This is a genomic window from Thermococcus sp. M36 (assembly GCF_012027355.1).
GTDB lineage: Archaea > Methanobacteriota_B > Thermococci > Thermococcales > Thermococcaceae > Thermococcus.
This window is the reverse complement of the sequence record NZ_SNUH01000001.1, coordinates 482,590-503,696: the sequence shown is the minus strand read 5'-3', so window position 1 is coordinate 503,696 and position 21,107 is coordinate 482,590. Positions and strand designations below refer to the sequence as shown.

Here is a 21,107-nt window from a genome sequence, read left to right as displayed (position 1 = left end):
TCTTCCCATTTCTGTCCCAAAAGACCTTTAAACCTGAAAACCCGTTCAAACTAGGGGTGAAAAAATGCTGGAATCCCTAGTGGACTTTCTCTACCGCTACTTCTGGGAGCCGATGTTCACGAGGAGCGGATACAACCCGGTCAACACGTTCGTCTATGCCCTCCTGCTGGGGTTTGGAGTGATATACTCATATAAGTATATAATTAAGCCCCTCAGGATAAAGGTCGATGAGAGGCTCTTCCTGGCCGTCACGCCCATGGTAGTGTTCGGCTCGACGGTGAGGGCGCTCGTTGACGGGGGAGTTCTTCCGAAGAACCCCCTCATACTGACTCCTGGTATATTCTTCACGGCATTCCTCCTGATACTCCCCGCCCTCGCGGCGGACGCAAAAATGGGCACATACCCGAAAATAACGCTTGCCTGGGGAGCACTGCTGGCGCTCTGGGCCAACTACCTCCTGGTGACCAACGCCAAGAGCTGGGAGCCCTACGGGCTGACTCTCATCCACACCGCAGTCAGCTTTGCCGCAGTCTTTGCGTTCTACCGGTGGAAGCCCTTTGACAGGCTCTACCTCTACCCGGTTCTCGCCCACTACTTCGATATAGCCTCGACCGTCGTAGCCATCCACTTTTACGGCTACCGCGAGGTGCACTGGCTGGAAAACATCCTGGTGAACTACCTGGGGGCGTACTCATACTACCCGTGGATAACACTGATACTTGTGGTGGTTTACTACGGGCTCAGGTACCTTGTGCCCGACGAAGAGGAGAGGCGCTTCTGGTACCTCGCAATATACATCCTCGGCTTAGGCCCGGCCATAAGGGACCCGGCCCAGCTGGTGCTCCAGATAGGAGGCTGAGCCTTCAGCCGTTCCTTTTTCCTCTTCCATCCGGCCTTTTCCAGGTCTGGTTCCGTGTTCTCTGTTTTCCTTGGTCTCTCTGGCTTGCAGGCCTTTGGTAACCCCTCTTACCTCCGTAGTCCCGGCGTATCATCCTGCCCTCTTCAATCTCCCGCCTCAGAACCTTTGCCTCCTCTTCGGCACTCCTTACGCGGAAGACCCTCGCGATTCTCTCTATCGCTTCAAGCTTCCTCACAATGCCATCGAGCCAAGTAAAGACGTCGCCCGGATAGACTATCAGCCCGTAGACCTTCCTGAAGTGCTCCGCTATTTGCGTGGGGTGCTTTCCGTTTCTCCTCAGCTCGATTATCATGCTGCTCACGCGCTCCATCGCGTGCTCGGTGCAGTCCTCCTCAGGACACATGAAGAACTCCTGGTAAATCGTGAAGAGCCTCTCCGCCGCGTTGGGGCTCAGCTCGGGAATCACTTTATCCAGTTCATCGAGTATCGAGGCAAAGCTCGGGGAGAAGACGTTTGCACTCAGCCTTCCTCTAACTGCCCCCTCAAGCTCCCTCTGGAGCGTCCCGCTCAGGTAGAGGTTCTCGAAGGGGAGGAGCTTGACGGCTATCCACTGGGCCGGCTTCTTTCCGAGGTTATCCCTTATGAACGCTGCCTCCTTCGGGAGGAGGAAGCTCATGCTCACGGCCCTTCCGTAGGGCGTGACCTCAACAACCGGCCTTCTAAGCCGGACGAAGCCGAACTCCTCAAGCTTTTCAAGGACTTTCTCGGCGTTCTGGTTGGCACCGAGGCACTTTTCCTGAACCTCCTCGATGACGTCGAGGCGGTTGAAGACGCAGGAGTGGGCCAGAACGTTGTCCTGCTCAAGCTCGTCGCTCCACTCGACGAGGACAGGTTCAATCGGTGCGGTGAGAAGCTTGAATGCAACTTCGTCCTCCGAGCTTTCCATTTGGGCAGAATACTTCCTCCCGGGCTCGACTATGAGGTAGACCTTCCCCTTCTCGTGGTAGAGGGGCCTTCCGGCCCTTCCGAGCATCTGGTGGAACTCCCTAACAGTAAGCCACTTGTTGCCCATTGCAAGGCTCTCAAAGATGACCTGCGAAGCTGGAAAGTCCACCCCGGCCCCGAGGGCGGCGGTTGTAACCACAACGTCGAGCATCTGGGCCTGGAACTCCATCTCGGTGAGCTTTCTCTGTCTGTAAGGTAAGCCGGAGTGGTAGGGCTTCGCCTTGAGCCCCTTGCTCGTGAGGTAAGCGGCCAGCTCGTGCGTCCTCTTGCGCGAGAATGTGAAGACTATCGTCTGCCCCTTGTAGCCCTGCCTTGACTTCCTGTTCGCCTCTGCACGGCAGAGAACCGCTATGTGGCGCCACTTCTCGCTCTCGTTCCTCGCTATGATTATGTGCCTCTCCAGATCGACCGGTCTCTCGTCGTAGAGCACCAGCTTCAACCCGAGTTCTCTGGCCAGCTCGCCAGGGTTCCCGACGGTGGCGCTCAGACCTATGAACTGGGCATTTGGGTAGAGCCTCCTCAATCTTGCAATTAAACCGTCCAGTCTTGGTCCACGCTCCTCGTCGTCTAGCATGTGGATTTCATCTATCACGATGGTTCCGACGTTGCCGATCTTCCTGCCGGCGCGGAGGAGGTAGTCTATTCCCTCGTAGGTTCCAACGATTATGTCCGCGTCTATTCCAGTATCAACCACAACCAGCTCGTCCCTCGTCTTAATCCTGCTCATCCCGACCCTAATGGCCACGCGGAGGCCGAGCTTGGAATATCTCCGCTTAAAGTCTTCGTACTTCTGGTTTGCCAGGGCAACGAGGGGGACAAGGAAGAGCATCTTCTGGCCTTTCATGGCCTTGGGAACTCCCGCCAGCTCGCCGATGAGGGTCTTACCGCTCGCAGTGGCAGAGACTACGAGAAGGCTCTCACCCTCAAGGAGGCCATGTTTTACCGCCAAGCTCTGGACGGGGAGAAGTTCATTGACTCCCTCCGCTTTGAGAACGGATTTGAACTTCTCCGGGAGGTCGAGCTCATCAACCTTTACCTTCTCCACCCTGACGTGCTTCGCCTTCAGCTCGTCCCACTTGGTTATCTCCGGGTGCCTGGTGGGGTCAAAGCGCGGGTCGAAGGCGTAGAGAACCTTGTCGAGATCGCGGAAGCGTTCGAGGAGCTTCTTGGCCTGGTCGAACATGGCCGTGCTCCTGAACCTGAAGCGGAGCTCCCTCTTCAGCTCGTCTTCCGCACACCTCTCGCAGATGTACTCGCCCTGGTATTTAATGCGGTTCCCCTCGGTGAGGACGGTGATTTTACCCTCCAGAAGGCAGAGGCGGCAGAGTTCCGCCCTCTCCACGCGCTTGTTCTGGAGCCTGCGCTTGAAGTAGTCCTCCCACTCGTCGGCGTTCACCAGGACTATCCTCGCCCCCCGGAGGAGCTTCTCAGTTTCCTTTGGGTTCCTGTACTGGCTTCCCTCCAGTACCTTGAAGAGCCTCCCCTCGCGCATTATGAAGCGGTATATAGCATCGGCTTTGAGGTTCCTCATCTGTGAGAGCTTTTCGGGCTCGTTCTCAATAAAGAAAGCCTCAAGCTCGTTTTTCTTTCTTCCGGGCCTCACGACAAAGAGCATCGCTATCTCCCCTTTCAGTGCCTTCCCCGCGATCCAGTGCCTCCTCCCCTTCCGCTGATTATCCAGTTCTCCTTGAAGGTCTCAATGATGAGAGTAACCTCAACCCTCTCCAGGTTCTTGCCAAAGATGCGCTTGAGCCTTCCCGCGAAAGCTTTGACCCCGTCAGTATCATGGAAGTGGGCCTTGATCAGTATCTGTTTCTCCCCGCTTCTCCTGTAAACAGACTCAACGTTCTCCATCCCCGCGACCTTTCTCAGTATTGGGTCGACGGTGTGGTCGTCTATAGCCAGCTTAAGCTCGAAGAAGACTGAAACGTATTCCTCCAGAAACGCCGGATCCACAACCGTCGAGTAGCCTCTAATGGCACCTATCTTCTCAAGTTTCTCCAGCCGGTTCTTGACACTGGCGGGGGACAGGTTCACGCGCCTGCCCAGCTCTGTGAGGGTTACCCTTCCCTCACCCCGGAGGATTCTGAGTATCTCCCTGTCCTTCTCGTCTATTCCCGGCATGGCCCCCACCAGATTAAGGGATAAATGGTAAGAAAAACGAAATCAGCGGGTTATCTTCACCTGGTTCATGAGCTCAAGCGGCTCGGGGTGCCTCTCGAAGTAGTCCCTGACGGGCTTGAGGAGGTCAATAAGGTATTCTGCCACCGCGTTCTTGAGGTCGAGCGGGTGGAGCTTGCCCTCGGCAAAGTCCCTCTTGAGCTCCTCAATGGTCGTGTAGGTAACGTCGCCGCCGAACTTCGCCGGGCGGTGGATTGTAAACTCGACCGGCTCCTCGCGGAAGATTATGTACTCCGCCCAGTCGAGGACGGGGTTGTACTTGACCTCCCTGGCCGGGCAGAAGGCCTTCCTGAGTTTTTGCTTTATCTCCTCCGGCGTGTCGTGGATGAAGACCGCCGAGTAAGGCTTGCTCTTGCTCATCTTCATCTGGGTCTTCAGCTCCTTGAACTTCTCCTCGCTCTCTATTGGCCAGACCGGCGGCTCCTGTAGGCCCAGGAGGAGGTGGTGGTGCAGAGCGACCGGCTTGAGCTTTTCGCCCTTCCATTCGAGGGCGTGGTACTTGAGCTTCTGTGCCACCTCGATGGCTATGACGTGGGCCTTCCTCTGGTCCATTCCGGCGTGGGCTATCGTGACCCCCTGGTAGAAGATGTCCGCCACCTGCATCGCCGGGTAGATGAGCTTGGCGAAGTCTATGGCCTCACCCATCTGACGGCCCATTATCGTTATCGAGCGCATCATTCTCGCGAGGGTGACGTTCTTGGAGATGTCTATCACCGTCTGCCAGTAGTCGCCCTTCTCAAGTATCTCGCTCGCCAAAACGAACTCGACCTTCTCCGGGTCGCCGCCCATGACTTTTATGCTCTGCTTCATTCCCTCCTTGAAGTAGGTGAGTGCCACCTTCTGGATGACCTCCAAATCCCCACCCAGCTTGTCGTTGATCCAGCTGTGCCAGTCAGCTAAGAATATCCTCGTCTTAACCCCCGCCTTCTGGAGGTCGGCTATCTTTGCTCCAGCCATAAGCCCGGTTCCGAGGTGAATGTAACCGCTTATCTCAAATCCGATGTAGTGCTGCATTGGGACTCCCACTTCAAGGAGGTGCCTGAGGTTCTCCTCCGTCAGGAGCTCTTCCGTGGGCTTCCTCTTGATAAGTTCTATTTTCCTCTCAATGTCCATACACACCACCTGAAGCGAAAACGATGCAAGCCTTTAAGGACTTTGCGGAAGTTTTTCCGGCCTGTTAAAGTTCGGATTCATAAGATTTATAACTTCATGGAGCGTAAATAACCCGGTGATACCATGAGGAAGGCTGCAATAATAATGGCAGTGTTTGTGTTCTTTGGTGTTTTTGGTTTTGCCATGGCAAGTGCAACGACAATCGGCGTTGACCTCGCCCACGGCGAGAGCGACAAGGGCCTGGCAGTTCTGACCGACAAGGACGGCAACGTCCTCGCGGAGGGAATGATAAAGACCCTCAGCGACTTCAACTGGGTCTACATCGGCGACCCGGCAGCTGCCGACACCCTTGGAATCCAGAACGTCGGCGACAAGATAACCTACGACGCGATTAAGGATGTTGACTTCCTCATCCTCGGGCAGCCGAGCCAGGCGTTCAGCCCGGATGAAATACAGGCTATCGTCCAGTGGTGGAACGACGGCAACAGGATCCTCTGGATCGCCGCCGATTCGGACTACGGCGACGGCCCGAACAGGATTGACTTCGCAGACACTATTCTCGATGCCATCGGTGCGAACCTCCGCGTTGACCAGGCTTCAGTTGAGGACGCCACCAGCAACGCAGGTGCTGGATACCGTGTCATAGGCCTCGTCAACCCGGACTCAGACACCCCGGAGAAGGACATGATAACCAAGGATCTTGCCAACGGCGGAAAGGTTCTCTTCCACGGCCCGGGTGTTGTCGCTTACTACGATGAGAACGGCGACTGGAAGCCCCTCCCGGTTGAGGGAGGCATTGAGAACATCTATGTGATCGTCACCAGCAGCCAGGACGGTCAGATCGTTGAGAACACTGACCCGGCCGCCAACGCTTACACCGCTGGTGACACCGGGCAGTTCCCGCTTATGGCCGTCCAGCTCTTCCCGGACCTCAAGAACGTCCTCATCGTCAGCGGTGAGACTCCCTACGGCGGCTACGAGCCCATGTGGAGCCCCGAGTACCACGGTGTCCAGCTCGATGGCCCGCAGTTCGTCACCAACTTCATCAAGTGGGCCGTCTACGTCCAGGGCGAGCTCGGCAAGGAGACCGCAACCGAGACCGGTGAGACCACCAGCGAAACAGGCGAAACCACCGAGACCAGCGAAACCGGCGGCGAGACTGAAGGAACTACCTGTGGTCCGGCCGCCCTTGTTGGCCTGGCACTCGTCCCGCTCCTCCTCAGGAGGAGGAAGTGACCCCTTCCTTTCTTTTGTCCTTTGAACCATTAATTTTTTATTGGGTTTTGCCAACTTCAGCTGATTGACATAGCAGGGTGGTAAAAATGAAAAAGCTGGCGTCGGTGGGTATAATCTTTCTTCTTGCACTCAGCATAGTGGCCAGCGGATGTATAGGTGGTGGGGAGACCTCCACAGGGACATCCGGCGAAGGGATAACCCTCGTTGTCGTCACGAGGCACGATGCCACCATCCAGTACATGGTAAAGCAGGCCTTCCTTCAGAGCGACATAGCCAAGGAGTACAACATAGAGGACCTCAAGTTCATCAAGGTCCCGGAGAGCCTCTGGCCGAGCTACATCCAGAAGGGTGCCGATGTTGGATGGGGTGGAGGTCCGACACTTTTCGACGACCTCTACAAAGCGGGATACCTTGCCCCGATAACCGATAAGAAGATACTCGACCTTCTCGGCAACCCGATACCGACCGAGCTTGCTGGAATGCCCATGGTTAGGAAGGACGGGGACAAGGTGTACTGGATAGCCGCGGCCCTCTCATCCTTCGGTTTCACCGTCAACAAGAAGCAGCTCGCCAAGTGGAACCTCCAGATGCCTGAGAAGTGGGAAGACGTTGCCAGCGAGAACTGGGCACTCAACCCGCCCCAGTACGGTATAGCCGACCCGACCAGGAGCACCTCGAACACGAGGATATACCAGATCATCCTCCAGGCCTTTGGATGGGATCAGGGATGGCGCATCATGACCCTCATAGCGGCCAACTCCAAGGTGTACATGGCAAGCGATGCCGTTAGGGACGCCGTCATCAACGGCGAGATTGCCGCCGGAAACACAATAGACTTCTATGGATACACCGCCATGCAGCAGAACCCTGACTGTGTTTATGTCGTTCCAAAGGGAGAGAGCATCATCAACGGCGACCCGATAGCACTCCTTGCCAAGGCACAGCACCCGGAGGCTGCCCAGGCCTTCATCTACTGGGTTCTCACCGAGGGCCAGGCCGTCTGGATGAGTCCGGACGTCAACAGGCTGCCCATCAACCCGCAGATATTTGACATGAAGATAACCAAGACCTATGCCGACGTTATATTCAAGGGCCAGCATGAGGGCCAGACGTACGGCGAGGCCAGGCCCGCCCTCAAGAAGGCGTACGAGGATGCCACCAGCGCCCAGGGAATCCCGTTCGATGACAAGAGGGCCCTTGAGACGATAAGCGCCCTCCAGTACTACTTCAAAGCTACCCTCGTTGACCCGAACCAGCAGCTCCACAACGCGTGGGTCGCCATAGTCCAGGCATACAGGGACGGGAAGATAACCAAGGAGCAGTTCGAGCAGCTCAAGGACGAACTTACCGCGCCGATACAGTTCAAGGATCCGGAGACCGGCAAGACCGTCACCTTCACCGAGGAGTACGCCAAGAGCATCAACGACAGGATTGTAAAGGACAGGAACTTCCAGGACCAGCTCGTCCAGGCCTGGCGCCAGGCCGCCATGGACAAGTACAACAAGGTGCTCCAGGACCTCCAGAAGCTCACCGGATGATTTTTGACATTTTTCTGAAAATTATCCCCTTTCATCTTTCCGAATTTCTATGCGTTCAGCGCAAGAATGCTTTGGAAACGTTTAAATAGGCCCCTCGAGACCATGTGAGAAGCAAAGGAGTGTTGCACAAAGAGAACGGGAGGTCGATAACCCATGAAAGTTAGCAAGTGGAGCGAGAGGCTCTTTGGAACGCCTATTTTCGACCCTGTTGTGACTGCATCGTTCCTGCTGCCCCTTCTGTACCTCGTGGCGTTCCTAATAATCCCCGTGCTGGCAATGCTGGCGGTCGCCTTTGAGTACAACGGCCACTTCTCACTCCACTGGTTCACGAGCATACTGACCTCAGATTACTACATCAGCTTCCGTCCCGAAGGGACGTTCTCGCAGCTGATAACGATGCCCAACGGCGAGCAGATATACTACGTCCAGGGCGTGGACTTCGGCGTCATCCTGAATTCGATAATAGTCTCCGTCAGCGTCATGATACTGACGACGATTCTGGGGACAATCTTCGCCTTCGTCATGGCCCGCTACGACTTTCCGGGCAAGAACATCGTCAGAATCCTCCTCTTCGTCCCGCTCCTCGTCACACCCTTCGTGAACGTCTTCATCGTCAAGAAGATGTTCCTCCCGGACGGACTTATCAACTGGCTCTTCTACGACATCCTTCACGTGTTCCCGCACAGAATCGTTATCGACGGCCTCGTTGGTGTAATCGTCGCCCAGACCATGACATACTACCCAATCGTCTACCTCAACGCCTACGCCAGCTTCATCAACATTGACCCCACCCTTGAGGAGCAGGCCGAGAACCTGGGGAGCAGGGGATTCCACCTCTTCAGAACGGTGACGTTCCCCCTCGCGCTTCCTGGAATCGCGGCGGGAGCGACCCTCGTCGGCATATTCAGCCTTGAGGATCTCGCTGCGCCGATAGTCTTCCAGGGCAACCCGCTTGCGAGGAAGCTCATGTCCTTCCAGATCTACAGCGCGTTCACCAGCGGCTTCAACGTCGGAAGCCCCCAGCTCGCCGCGCTGGCCCTCATAATGCTCACCATAGCGATACTAATGTTCCTTGGCATCAGGAAGTACGTCAGCATGAGGCAGTACGCAATGATCAGCAAGGGTGGAAGGTGGAAGCCCCGTGTGGCCAAGCCCAAGGGCTGGCAGGCTGTCCTCATATACTTCGTTGTTCTGCCGATGCTCCTTATATCAATCTTCCCCCAGATCGGTGTTGTTCTTCTTGCGTTTAGCAAGAGCTGGGCCGGCACGTGGCCCGATGGCTTCACAACCGCCCACATAAAGAGCATCATAACTCAGCCGGACATTGAGAGGGTAATCCTCAACAGCATCATGTACTCCACCGTGGCCATAGTGGTCATCATCCTCCTGTCCCTCACGGCGTCCTACGCGTCCAGCAGGTTCAAGAAGAGCAAGCTTGGCCCGGTGCTCGACAGCCTCGCCACGATACCCATAGCGGTTCCGGGAATAGTCATCGCCATGAGCTACTTCTTCTTCTTCGCCAAGGTGTTCCCTGACACGCCCCTCGACCCGACCAACCTGCTCGGCTTCAACCCGGCGATGGTGCTAGTGCTGGCCTACTCGATAAGGCGTCTGCCCTTCGCGGCGCGCTCCATCTCCGCTGGAATCCAGCAGGTTCACGTCTCGCTTGAGGAGGTCGCACTGAACCTCGGGGCCAGCAGATGGAAGGCCCTCACGGGGATACTGATACCGTTGATACTACTGAACCTCCTCGGAGGTGCAATGCTGAGCTTCGTTTACTGTATGAGCGAGACCAGCGTCGGCATCACCCTCGGTTCCATCAACCCGGACTACTACCCGATAACGGCAAGGATGGTGGAGCTGATGACCAGCGCCGTCGGAAGCGCCAACCTGGCGGCAGCTCTGGGCGTGTTCCTCATGACGGTTCAGATAATCGCCATAGTCCTTGCTAACGTGATAACCAAGCAGAGGTACTCCTTCATAGGCCTCACATGAGGTGGTTGGGATGGTTGACGTTAAGCTCGAAAACATAGTCAAGACCTTTGGAGAAACCGTCGCCCTCAAGGGAATAGACCTTCACATCAAGGCGGGGGAGCTCTTCACCCTGCTCGGACCGAGCGGGTGTGGAAAGTCAACGACGCTGAGAATAATAGCCGGTCTCGACTTCCCGGACAGCGGCACCATACACTTCGGCGACGAGGAGGTCACCTACCTCCCGTCCAGCAAGCGCGGTGCGGTGCTCGTCTTCCAGAACTACGCCCTGTGGCCCCACATGACGGTCTTCGACAACGTCGCCTACGGACTCAAGCTCAAGAAGCTCCCGAAGGACGAGATAAAGAAGAAGGTCGAGTGGGCCCTCGAACTCGTCAAGCTCGAGGGCTTCGCGGACCGCTACCCGACCCAGCTTTCCGGAGGTCAGCAGCAGCGTGTCGCAATAGCGAGGGCACTCGTCGTCGAGCCCAAGGTTCTCCTCCTGGACGAGCCGCTGAGCAACCTCGACGCCAAGCTCAGGCTTGAGATGCGTTCGGAGATAAGGAGAATCCAGCGTGAGCTCGGCATTACCGTCATCTACGTCACCCACGACCAGGAGGAGGCCATGGCCATAAGCGACAGGATTGCCGTCATGAACGTCGGAACCGTCGAGCAGGTGGGAACACCGAAGGAGATATACGAGACTCCGAGGACGGAGTTCGTTGCCAGCTTCATGGGCAAGACCAACGTCATTCCCGCCAAGGTCGTGGAGAGGGATGGGGATAAAGTTACAGTCGAGTTCGAGGGCATTAGGCTTGAGGGCCTGCACTATACGGAGAAGAGCGACGACGTCGTCATAGTAATCAGGCCGGAGAGGATAAAGCTCAAGCCCATGGAGAACGCCGTTTCCTTCACCGGAACCGTTGACCTCGTTGAGTACTACGGCTTCTTCATTGAGGTCGTCGGCCTCTTCGGCGAGACGAGGATCATAGCCAGAACCATCAGTGACAGGGATGTCGTGGGGCTTAGACCCACACAGCCGGTAACGTTCTATGTGAACAGGGACGACATCATCGTCCTGCCGAAGCAGCAGCTTTAAATTCCCCTTTTTCTACTTCCCTTTGGTGGTTCCATGGGGCTCATTGATTTCTTCAACGAGGGCCAGGTCTACGAGGTTCTGCTCGTCACGATGTCGAACGTAACCCCAGTGGGTGTCATCAGGAGGGGGAATAAACTGTTTTTCAAGCTCTTCGGGGGGAAGAGCGCAGGGGAAATAAAAGACCACCCGAAGGCTTCGACACAGATAACCAACGACGTGGAACTCATGGTTAAACTCGCCCTCAACTTTCCGGTGGAGCTTGAGTTCGAAGAAAGGGATGGTTATCGCTGGGTAATGGGCCTCCCAGGTGTTTACGGGCGGGTTGAGTTTCTGGAGGAGCCCCACGAGGACGAACTCGGTTCAACCACTGTTCTGAAGTGTGCCCTCTCTCCTGTGGGGGAGATTGATGGGGTTCTGCCGCCAAGGCCGATGAGCAGGGCGGACATGCACCTGCTTGAGATGGCGGTTCACCTCACAAGACTCCTTGTGGCAGTTAGAAACAGAAAACTCGACGTTGCAAAGAGGCTCTACGGCGACGTGATGTTGAACTACCGCATGTATAAACGCTTTGGGGGACGCTCCGAGTTTGCCAGGAGGATGATTGAAACGGCGGAGGCCAGTTTTGGCCAGAATTCCACCGAGGCCCCAGTAAAGGAAAGCTTATAACCCATTTTTCCCACGATGATTTTGGTGATGCTATGCTGGGCAGGAGAATAATATCCCTGTTGATAGCCCTTTTTGCTCTGGCAGCGGTTCCGGCGAGCACAGTCTGGGCAGCCACTCCAGCTACCCCTGGGGACATCCTGATTCAGCCCCTGCCGGGAGCACCGGCGATAGGAATGCCGGGTGATGTCATAGAGATATACCCGGCGGAGGGTGTTACAATCCAGGAGCTCCAGATAGTCTCAATACTTCATGGGCCGTATAATTTGGAGATCGTGGGCACGGAGAACGGGGTCGTTAAGGCTAAAATCCCGGAGGACGCCGCGCCGGACGTCTACTTCCTCACGGTCAAGAGCGACAAGGGAGAGATTACGATCCCCAACGGTGTATGGGTCATGAAGGACGCCCCGACGGTTCTCAGGATAGCCCACGGCAGCGACCTCCACGTCACGAGCGGCTCCAAGATGGGATTCGTCTGCGGGGACTACTTCCAGAAGAGCATTCCCGAGATACTCCAGTACTGCGACCACCCCTACGCGATGCACAGCTACACCGCCGCTGACAGCTTCATGACGTACTACGCCATGACAGGCCTGCAGAGTGAGAACGTCATCAACCTCATAATCAGCACGGGCGATGATGTTGATACCAACGGCGACAGCGAGGGCTACAAGATGTTCGACGAGGCAATACTCCACGGAACCGCGGCAGGAACTCCGCTCATAAGCATAAAGGGCAACCACGACCACCCGCCGACCTACTACAGCAAGTACGTTGGCCCCAGGTACTTCTACGAGGTCATCGGGGACTTCATCATCATAGGCCTCGACAGCAGGGGTGAGGAGAGGCACCCCGAGCTTGAGCAGCTCCAGTGGATGGAGGAGGTCCTCAAGAGCCACCCTGACAAGGTACCGATAGTCCTCGTCCACCACCCGTTCTGGTACAGCACCCCCGACGGCAAGTGGGGCGGAACCATAAAGGGCTACACCGCCTTCGATGACGGTGACTGGCAGACCCTCACCGGGTACATCAGCTGGGACTGGGAGGGCAAGAACGGAGAATACGACGAGATAGCCAGAACCTTCCTCCAGCTCGTCGAGAAGTACAACGTCAGGCTCGTCCTTGCCGGACACATCCACAAGGACAAGCCGGTTCTCTACATCGACAAGGAGGGCAACGAACACTGGTTCTACACCGTCACCACCACCGGCGCCCCGGACAAGACCAGCAACCCGCCGAGCCAGGCAGACCAGAGCAGGGGCTACACCACTCCGAGCTGGTACGGCTCGCAGGTCATCTACGTCTATGAAAACGGCACCGTTGAGTTCCCGTTTGTCAGCAACCTCTTCGAGAAGGACAAGCCTGTCTCGCTTCCGGTTCCGCAGAAGTTCATTGTCTTCCGCCAGGACGGAGAGGACGGAACGGCGGTCAAGTTCATCAACGAGCTCGGTAAGAGCATAAGCGGTCCGATAGTCCTCCAGATACCCGCAGGGGCCAAGGTTGACCCTCAGGCAACCAACATAACCTACACAGTCCTCGGAGAGAGGGAAATCGCTGGAACCTACTACATGCTCCTCAACGTCACCGTTCCTGAGGGAATCAGCCAGATAACAGTGGTTAAGAGCGCCGACACCAAGGCGCCGGACATCAAGGTCGGCTACCTCTCGCCCAGCAAGCCCAAGCCGGGGAAGGCCTTCAAGGTATACATCAGCGCCAGCGACAACGTTGGAATCAAGGACATGAAGGTACAGATAATAAGCGACGGCAAGGTTATAGCGGAGTACCCGGCGTTCTCAATGAAGCCCGCGGAGGTCTCGGCTACCTACTTCACAGAGGTTCCAGGTGTTGACGCGGCCAGCTTTACAATAAAAGTCATAGCGACCGACTTCTACGGCAACACCGCCGAGACCACCTACACCGTCGGAGGAACCACTTCGACCAAGACTACCACCCCGACGGCCACGAGCGCCACCGAGAGCACCACCGAAAGCGCCACCCAGGGCACTACCGGAACCACCTGCGGTCCGGCCGCCCTTGTTGGCCTGGCACTCGTCCCGCTCCTCCTCAGGAGGAGGAAGTGACCCCTTCTCTTTTTATCTTAACATCTCCGCCGCGCTCGCGGCGCTTCCCATGGAAGAGTTTTTAAACCATCTTCCCAAGCCCCCAATGGTGGTGAGGGTGAAGTTCAGAGGCAAGGCCTTCGGAAACCTGGTGAGGATGGAGTTTGAAATCCTCACGCTCGGCGAGCTTAAAATTGATGATCTGCGAGACTTTGACGTTGAGTCCATAAGGATAGAGCTCAAGCCCACTTCCTCGGGTATCAAGGTGATCGGTATATGGGAGGGCACGGTTGAGGCCGCAGGAGAGGGCATAAAAAAGGCCCTCCTTGAGAGCTACAAACTCCGTGAGAGGATACTGAACAGGATAAAGAGCAGGACTGAGTCCATACGGAGCACCATGCGCCAGCTCGGCTTCAGGGAGGAAGTCGAGGGCTACGGGAGCGTCATAAGGTTCACAAAAAAGGTGGGCTCCTACGAGATAATAGTGGTCGCCTCAACGACGGAGGACATGGTGAGGGTCGAGGTCTACGGCAACGACAGGAAAATACTGAGCCCCGAGCTTGAGAGCATCTTTGAGGACGTGGAAATAGAGGAGCTTGAGATATACGACTTCGAGGAGGGCAAAGAGGAGCGCCTTGTGATCAACCTTGAGATACCCAAGAACGAGGAGAGGCCCGAGCGCAAAATAGCAGAGGCCATAAAGATGATAGAGAACATGCTGATGGCCTAGCTTTCCTTTCTTATCACCTGGGGTGTTCAAAATAAGTTTTTAACGGGGTATGGGTAACACCCCCGCGGTGGTGAAATGTTCAGGCTCACCGATTTCAGCTTTCACGGCAGGACGGTTTTTCTCAGGGCGGACCTCAACTCGCCGGTGAGGGACGGGAGGATAATCAGCGACGCTCGCTTTAGGGCCGTTCTTCCGACGGTGATCTACCTCCTCGAACACGGGGCGAAGGTCGTTATAGGCACCCACCAGAGCAAGCCCTACAGCGGCGACTACACGACCACGGAGGAACATGCGGCTGTTCTGAGCCGGCTTCTTGGACAGGAGGTGGAATATGTTGAGGACATCTTTGGTAAGTACGCCCGTGAGAGGATCAGGACCTTGAAGCCCGGAGAGGCGCTGATCCTTGAGAACCTCCGCTTCGCCGCGGAGGAGGTCAAGTACATGCCGATTGATGAGTGCGAAAGGACGTTCTTCGTGAGAAAGCTCGCACCGCTCATAGACTACGTCGTCAACGACGCATTTGCCGCTGCCCACAGGAGCCAGCCCTCTCTGGTCGGCTTTGCCAGGCTCAGGCCCATGATAATGGGCTTTCTCATGGAGAGGGAGGTCGAGGCGCTCACAAGGGCGTACGGGACGGAGGAGGGCCCCCGGGTCTACGTCCTCGGTGGGGCAAAGGTGGACGACTCCCTAAGGGTTGCCGAGAACGTCTTGAGGAACGGCCGCGCCGACCTTATCCTCACCGGAGGACTTGTTGCCCACGTCTTCACACTCGCCAAGGGCTTCCACCTCGGCGACGCCAACCTGGAGTTCATGGCAAAGCGGGGCCTCCTTGAGCTCGTCGAGCGGGCGGAGGGGATACTGGACGAGTTCTACCCATACGTCAGGACGCCAGTGGATTTCGCCGTCGATTACAGGGGGGAGCGCGTTGAGGTTGACCTGCTGAGCGGTGAGAAGAGTCTCTTCGACGAGCATCCGATACTCGACATAGGCTCCAGGACGGTAGAGAAGTACCGCGATGTCCTCATGCGGGCGAAGATAATAGTCGCCAACGGCCCTATGGGGGTCTTCGAGAGGGAAGACTTCGCGGTCGGGACTGTCGGCGTGTTCGGGGCCATCGGCGAGAGCCCTGCCTTCAGCGTTGTTGGGGGCGGCCACAGCATAGCCAGCATATACCAGCACAACATCACCGGGATAAGCCACGTCTCAACCGGCGGCGGCGCGATGCTGAGCTTCTTTGCGGGGGAAAAGCTGCCGGTGCTTGAAGCATTCAGGCTGAGCTATGAGAAGTTTTCCGGAAGGCTCGGAGGGGTAAAATAGTTGGGGAGAGGGTCACTCCACGACCTTCGAGTTCCACTCTTCCAGAAGTTCCTTGGCGGAGTTTGCAGCGATGGCACCCTGGCCTACTGCCACCGCTATCTGCTTGAAGACGTTGGTTATGTCTCCCGCGGCAAAGATGCCCTTCACCTTGGTGCGCATGTGCATGTCCACCGGTATGTAGCCGTACTCGTCGGTTATGCCGAGGTGCTTGACGAAGTCGGTCTTCGGCTCGTAGCCGATAAAGATGAAGACTCCATCGACCTCCATCTCCGTCTCCTCGCCCGTTTTGACGTTTTTGAGCCTCACGGCCTCGACCTTGTTTGTGCCCCTGATCTCCGTCACGACGGTGTTGAGTATCGTCGGAATGCCGCTCTCCTTAAACCTGTCTTGGAGTATCTTGTCGGCCCTGAACTTGTCGCGCCTGTGGACGAGCGTCACATCAACGCCGATGCTCTTGAGGTAGAGCGCCTCCTGGAGGGCAGTGTTTCCGCCGCCCACAACTATTACCTTCTTGCCCTTGAAGAGCGGGCCGTCGCAGGTGGCGCAGTAGGAAACGCCCCTTCCGGTGAACTCCTCCTCGCCGGGCACGTGGAGCTTTCTCGGGGCAGCACCGACGGCTATGATTATCGTCCTGGCCTTGTACTCCTTGCCGTTCTTGGTCTTAACCGCGAACTTGCACGGGCCCTCGTAGTAGGCGCACTCCGTCGGGTCTATCCTCTCGACCTCATCGAAGACTATATCAACGCCGAGGTTCTTGACCTGCTCGTGCATCTTGTTGGTCAGCTCCGAACCGCTGATGCCCTCTGGGAAGCCGGGGTAGTTCTCTATGAGGTCTGTTAAAGCCATGTTTCCGCCGAGATCCTTGCTTATGATGAGGGTCTCCAGACCGAAGCGCGCCGCGTATATCGCTGCGGTGAACCCTGCCGGTCCGGCACCTATGATGAGAACGTCCCAGGTCTTGTTCTCGTACTCTCCTCCGCGTGAGAATCCTCCGAGGCTGAACATCTCCTTCACCTCCGGTTCTTAACCTTGGGTTGAACACTTAAAAACATTGCGGGACAATCGTGGGTTAATCGGGGACAAAAAGATGGAGGGGGTTAAAGAAGCGATATATCCCTGTCGAGGATCAGGTGGAGGGTGTAGCCGCTGAAGGCCGCGAAGCCGACGTATAATCCCTCACCTGTGCCCATCCCCAGGCCATACTCGACGAGCAGGAAGGCCAGAGCACCGTATACTGCCGCAAAGAGTAGGGAGTGGACAACCCCCCTGTGGCCCGGCATCATCCAGGTGAAGGCGTACCACGCTACCAGTGCCGCAGCCACCGCGATTCCCCAGGCAACGGCGGTGTTTAACCACTGCTCACCGACGTTTATCGAGCTGGCAAGGTTGATGTATGCTGCTCCTCCCACCAAAACGCTCACTATCGGCTTTGCCCCTCGGTGGATGAGCGCGTTCGGGTGGTCCATGTCCGGCAGGTCTGCCCCGAGGACGTAGAGCCCGTAGCCTATTACCAGCGCCATCGTGCTCAGCTCGAAGGGTATGCCCCTGGTGGAGAGAAAGCCCGCCATCGCCACAACAAGCGGATAGCTGGCTACCCCGCTGAGCACGTGGGCGTCGTAGTTCGGCATAGGACATCACTCTTCTTCCCTTTCCGCCTGCCCTTCCTCAAGGAACTTCCTCACGTACTCCGGAACCTTGTAGTTGCCCTTCGGGTCGCCGACAAGAAAGCCGAGCCGTATAAGCTCGTTGAGCTGGTCGTAGACCTGTATTCCCGGCCTCTTGACGGTTTTGGCAACCTGGATGTAGCTCACTGGGCCGCCGTTGAACTCGTAGACTATCGCCTCGACGAGGTCCTTGTAGTCCTTCGGGATCCTCGTGAGGTATTCCTCAAGGCTCTTTGGCTCCTCAAGGATCGTCGTAACCACGTAGTCGTCTATCGGGTCGAACTTGTGTTTTGCGGCTTCACTAAGCACGTAGTGGAGAAGGCGGAGAATCTGCCTCGGGTTGCCCTTTCCGAGCTGGTGGATGAGCTTTACCGCCTCTTCTGTGAATGGGTATATCGGGTCGTCGGTGTCCCGTATCCTCACGAGGTTGAGCCTCTTCTTGACCAGCTCGTAGGCCTCATCGAGGCTCATTGGTCTGAGCCTGAACTCGTAGTGGAGGCGCATGAAGAACGCCGGGAATATCCTGGAGTACTCCTCATATGCTTCAGGAACGCAGGCAAACGCCACCACACAGCCCTTCGGCATGTTGCTTATGAAGTGCCTTAGCATCTCGAAGAACTGTATCTTCTCCCTCTCGCTCGCGCTCCCCATGTTCTCAAGCTCGTCAAGGAGGAGCGCGCAGTAGGGGTACCTGCCCATCTGCTCTGTTAAAAGCTCGGCTATGTCCCTGCTCTTGTACTCGTCCCTGTCGCTCAGCATCTTTTCAAGCCTGTCGATGAAGCCGAGCTTTCGCGAAAGGTTCTCAAGGAAGATGTTCGTCCTGCCCTTCGGCGGTTTGAGGGCGTAGAAGATGTCCCTGGTGAGCTTGAGGATGTCGTTGGTGTCTACCTTTACGTATATCGCCTTGCCCCGGTTTTCCTCTATGGCTTTCGCTATGGTCTTGAGCCTCTGGGTCTTGCCCATCCCGAGGGGGCCGACTATGCTCAGCGCTATGGAGCTCTTGTTGCCTATTACTTCGGATACTATCATCTGGAGGCGCATGTCCACCTCCTGGTAGACGTGGATGCTCTCAACGTCCCTTATGCCTTCGCTTGCGAGCTGTTCAAAGGGGTTTCGAGAAAGGCCGTAAACCTCGTATGACTGGTAGGGATAAAGCTTAAGGCCACCTCTTTCCATTTTAACTCACCGGGTAGTTTAGGAACGCGAAATATAAAAACTTGTCCATCGGTGAGCAGAGATGACGGTTCTCATCGTAACCGCCCCTCAGGGGCGCGAGGGGGATGCCATACTTGAGCTTGAGTGGGCGCTTGAAAACGTCCGCGTTAGGGGAACCGACTGGAGGGGCGTTCTCCTGGCCGAGACACCGCTGTCGAAGGAGGAAGCCCTCGAACGGCTGAAGAACTTCGAGACCCAGGCAATACAGAGGGTTGTTCCCCTCGACCTCATCGTTCCCGCCAAGAAGGAGGAGATTGAAAGGGCAGTCCTTGAACTAGCGAAAAAAATAGACGGCACCTTCGCCGTCCGCGCCAAGGTCAGGGGAAATAAGAGGCTCTCCCAGAGAGAGCTGGAGACAGGCCTCGGCTCGCTCATAGTGGAGCGCTTTGGCCTGAGAGTGAACCTGGGCTATCCGGACTACACAGTTGTCGTTGAGATTCTGGGGAATAGGGCAGGAATCGGGCTCCTGGGGAGGGGAGAACTGCTCCGCTTTGAGGTAATAGAGTGAAGCCTAAAATAGTATGATGTCCAATTCATGAATATGAACTTCAGGCACGTTTCGTACATCGTTGTGGTGCTGGTGGTGGCGTCATCCCTCCTTCTCCTCCTCAAGCCCTACCTCCTCTGGAGAGGGCAGGGTGAGACCCTTTCAGGGGAGGTTATAGTCCTGCCGGAGCCGAGGCTGGACTCAGAGGTCAGCGTCGAGGAAGCGATAGCGAAGCGGAGGAGCATCCGTTCTTATCGGAACGAGCCATTAACCCTGGAAGGGCTCTCCCAGCTCCTCTGGGCTGCCCAGGGGATAACATATTCGGCCAAAAAATACCGCTCTGCCCCGAGCGCAGGAGCTACTTATCCCTTCGAGGTCTATGTTGTAGCAGGAAACGTCGAGGGTCTTGAGCCAGGGATCTACCTCTATGACCCCTTCACCCATACCCTGGCCCTCGTGAGGAAGAGGGACTACAGAAACGCTCTCCAGAAGGCGGCACTCGACCAGGAATGGGTGGGAAAGGCGGCGGTTGATATAGTTCTGGTGGTATTCTATGATAGAACTGCCCATTACTATGGGGAGCGCGGAATAAGGTACGTGCACATGGAGGCCGGGCACATAGGCCAGAACATCTACCTCCAGGCGACTGCTTTAGGTTTGGGGACCGTCGCGGTCGGGGCCTTCGACGATGCATCGGTGGCCGGTATAATCGGAACCGACGGTGTTCCCCTGTACATCTTCCCGGTGGGTGTTCCAGGTGGTTAGCCTCGACCACTACACGCTGGGCTACCTTACATTCGCTTTTATGGGCCTCTCAATGCTGAGCGGGGCACTGATATTCCTCACCAAGCGGAGAGACTTCTGGATAAAAGTCCACGTGGTCATCAGCATAATCGCCTACATCGCGATGTTCCTGACGATATGGGTCGTCAGGTAGCCCAAAGCTTATTTATCGGACCGTCCTAGTGAGAACGGGATGAACCATGTACGACGTTGACGAGGTCGTCGAGGCGCTTTCAAAGCTGAGCTATGAGGAAGCTTTAGCTTACTGGATATGGGGTGAAAAGAAGGAGGCCGAGTTCTATGGCGAGCTGGCCAGGAGGGCCAGAAACCTGGGTCTCGGGAGGGAGCTCGTGGAGACCTTTGAGAGGCTGGCTGAGGATTCCCTCAGACACTCAACCGAACTGGGTGCCCACTATGAGGTCAGATACGGGGGAAAGCCGAAGGTTGATATACCGCCCCTTGAGGTTCTGTCCGTCATCGACGAGTTCGAGAGGGCGGACCAGCTCGAGGAGGTTCTTAAAGCTGCAATGGAGAGCGAGTTGATAGCCCACGAGTCCTACAAGCTGCTCGCGGAGAGGGCCAGGGACGGGGGGCTTAGGGAGCTCTACACAAAGCTCGCCGAGGTGGAGAGGAGGCACTACGAGATGCTCAGGGAAAGGTACGAAGAGTTGAAAAAGAAATAGCCTTATGTCTTTTCCCCCACCTGAGCAGGGGCTTCGGGCTTTTTCTTGTGGAGCTCCTTCGCCTCGGGCGGCTCCTCGATGAGGTTGTCGCTGTACTTGTCGTAGTCAGCTATGAGGAACTCCTCGCTCATGCTGAGCGCCTTCACAGCCTTCTCCTCGCCTGGGAACTTCTTGCCGGGGCAGACGTCAACACAGAGGGCGCAGAACATGCACCTGCTGACGTAGTGCCGTATCTTTTTCAGCTCGGGTATCCACTCCATGGCGTTGGCCGGGCAGACTAGGATGCACAGTCTGCAGCCTATGCACCTCTCTGGGTCGTAGTGAAGCTTGCCTCTGAAGCCCTCCGAAACGGGTACCGGTGGGTTTATTTGGACTTCCCCCTTTTGGACCTTTTCTATCAGTTCGGTGACGTTTGCCGGGGCGTGCTTGACGGGGAAGGGGTTCGTCGCCGGTTTGTGGACGAGCTGCTTGAGCAGGACGAACATCATCTTGTTTACCATGCA

The 21,107-nt window shown here is 56.5% G+C and carries 20 protein-coding genes; 13 read left to right on the top strand and 7 right to left on the bottom strand.

The features are described 5' to 3' along the window. Positions 1-64 precede the first annotated feature (64 nt). Positions 65-859, top strand: coding sequence for a DUF63 family protein (locus E3E36_RS02905; RefSeq protein ID WP_167893887.1), 795 nt, complete (start codon positions 65-67; stop codon positions 857-859). Between the two features lie 4 nt (positions 860-863). Here E3E36_RS02905 and E3E36_RS02900 read toward each other — a convergent pair whose 3' ends face one another. The 3 genes from E3E36_RS02900 to E3E36_RS02890 are packed head-to-tail and all read right to left on the bottom strand — an operon-like array spanning position 864 to position 5,158. Beyond that, positions 864-3,479 carry a DEAD/DEAH box helicase gene (locus E3E36_RS02900; RefSeq protein ID WP_167893886.1) on the bottom strand — a complete coding sequence of 872 codons (2,616 nt, stop codon included), beginning with the start codon at positions 3,477-3,479 and terminating at the stop codon, positions 864-866. Between the two features lie 14 nt (positions 3,480-3,493). After that, entirely contained in the window at positions 3,494-3,988 is a 495-nt protein-coding gene (locus tag E3E36_RS02895) for an Lrp/AsnC family transcriptional regulator (protein ID WP_167893885.1), read from the bottom strand. A gap of 42 nt (positions 3,989-4,030) precedes the next feature. After that, entirely contained in the window at positions 4,031-5,158 is a 1,128-nt protein-coding gene (locus tag E3E36_RS02890; RefSeq protein WP_167893884.1) for a tyrosine--tRNA ligase, read from the bottom strand. A 123-nt stretch (positions 5,159-5,281) separates the two neighbouring features. Here E3E36_RS02890 and E3E36_RS02885 point away from each other — a divergent pair, with 123 nt between their 5' ends. From E3E36_RS02885 to E3E36_RS02850, 8 genes are all read left to right on the top strand, one after another. Next, on the top strand, positions 5,282-6,394 hold the full coding sequence (locus E3E36_RS02885) for a CGP-CTERM sorting domain-containing protein (protein WP_167893883.1): 1,113 nt from the start codon (positions 5,282-5,284) through the stop codon (positions 6,392-6,394). Between the two features lie 86 nt (positions 6,395-6,480). Further along, positions 6,481-7,932: an ABC transporter substrate-binding protein gene (locus E3E36_RS02880; protein ID WP_167893882.1), complete on the top strand. Its 1,452-nt coding sequence runs from the start codon at positions 6,481-6,483 to the stop codon at positions 7,930-7,932. A gap of 153 nt (positions 7,933-8,085) precedes the next feature. Then, positions 8,086-9,927 carry an iron ABC transporter permease gene (locus tag E3E36_RS02875; RefSeq protein WP_167893881.1) on the top strand — a complete coding sequence of 614 codons (1,842 nt, stop codon included), beginning with the start codon at positions 8,086-8,088 and terminating at the stop codon, positions 9,925-9,927. A gap of 10 nt (positions 9,928-9,937) precedes the next feature. Continuing rightward, complete coding sequence (locus E3E36_RS02870) at positions 9,938-11,002, top strand: ABC transporter ATP-binding protein (protein ID WP_167893880.1); 1,065 nt, start codon at positions 9,938-9,940, stop codon at positions 11,000-11,002. Positions 11,003-11,035: 33 nt separating this feature from the next. Then, entirely contained in the window at positions 11,036-11,668 is a 633-nt protein-coding gene (locus E3E36_RS02865) for a DUF447 domain-containing protein (protein WP_167893879.1), read from the top strand. Positions 11,669-11,700: 32 nt separating this feature from the next. Beyond that, the gene (locus E3E36_RS02860; protein WP_167893878.1) at positions 11,701-13,746 is read left to right on the top strand and encodes a metallophosphoesterase; all 2,046 of its coding nucleotides are present in this window, start codon (positions 11,701-11,703) and stop codon (positions 13,744-13,746) included. Positions 13,747-13,831: 85 nt separating this feature from the next. Beyond that, positions 13,832-14,455 carry a hypothetical protein gene (locus tag E3E36_RS02855; protein WP_167893877.1) on the top strand — a complete coding sequence of 208 codons (624 nt, stop codon included), beginning with the start codon at positions 13,832-13,834 and terminating at the stop codon, positions 14,453-14,455. Between the two features lie 75 nt (positions 14,456-14,530). Then, complete coding sequence (locus E3E36_RS02850) at positions 14,531-15,772, top strand: phosphoglycerate kinase (protein WP_167893876.1); 1,242 nt, start codon at positions 14,531-14,533, stop codon at positions 15,770-15,772. A 12-nt stretch (positions 15,773-15,784) separates the two neighbouring features. Here the strand turns inward: E3E36_RS02850 and trxB are convergent, their stop codons facing one another. The 3 genes from trxB to E3E36_RS02835 form a co-directional block, all read right to left on the bottom strand. Then, positions 15,785-16,777: a thioredoxin-disulfide reductase gene (trxB, locus tag E3E36_RS02845; RefSeq protein ID WP_167894726.1), complete on the bottom strand. Its 993-nt coding sequence runs from the start codon at positions 16,775-16,777 to the stop codon at positions 15,785-15,787. A 92-nt stretch (positions 16,778-16,869) separates the two neighbouring features. Then, positions 16,870-17,400, bottom strand: a complete 531-nt coding sequence (locus E3E36_RS02840; protein ID WP_167893875.1) for a metal-dependent hydrolase — start codon at positions 17,398-17,400, stop codon at positions 16,870-16,872. A 6-nt stretch (positions 17,401-17,406) separates the two neighbouring features. Beyond that, complete coding sequence (locus E3E36_RS02835) at positions 17,407-18,612, bottom strand: AAA family ATPase (protein ID WP_167893874.1); 1,206 nt, start codon at positions 18,610-18,612, stop codon at positions 17,407-17,409. A gap of 61 nt (positions 18,613-18,673) precedes the next feature. On the opposite strand from E3E36_RS02835, the gene E3E36_RS02830 reads away from it, so the two are divergent. Genes E3E36_RS02830 through E3E36_RS02815 form a run of 4 tightly spaced genes read left to right on the top strand, consistent with a single transcriptional unit; the run spans position 18,674 to position 20,604 of the window. Beyond that, complete coding sequence (locus E3E36_RS02830; RefSeq protein WP_167893873.1) at positions 18,674-19,159, top strand: THUMP domain-containing protein; 486 nt, start codon at positions 18,674-18,676, stop codon at positions 19,157-19,159. Between the two features lie 33 nt (positions 19,160-19,192). Then, entirely contained in the window at positions 19,193-19,903 is a 711-nt protein-coding gene (locus E3E36_RS02825) for a SagB/ThcOx family dehydrogenase (RefSeq protein ID WP_167893872.1), read from the top strand. After that, positions 19,896-20,075: a hypothetical protein gene (locus E3E36_RS02820; RefSeq protein ID WP_167893871.1), complete on the top strand. Its 180-nt coding sequence runs from the start codon at positions 19,896-19,898 to the stop codon at positions 20,073-20,075. The genes E3E36_RS02825 and E3E36_RS02820 overlap by 8 nt, the downstream gene beginning before the upstream one ends. Positions 20,076-20,121: 46 nt before the next feature. Then, positions 20,122-20,604 (top strand): ferritin family protein, encoded by a 483-nt coding sequence (locus tag E3E36_RS02815; protein WP_167893870.1) that lies wholly within the window; start codon positions 20,122-20,124, stop codon positions 20,602-20,604. 2 nt (positions 20,605-20,606) lie between these two features. Here E3E36_RS02815 and E3E36_RS02810 read toward each other — a convergent pair whose 3' ends face one another. Further along, on the bottom strand, positions 20,607-21,104 hold the full coding sequence (locus tag E3E36_RS02810; RefSeq protein WP_167893869.1) for a 4Fe-4S dicluster domain-containing protein: 498 nt from the start codon (positions 21,102-21,104) through the stop codon (positions 20,607-20,609). Positions 21,105-21,107 lie beyond the last annotated feature (3 nt).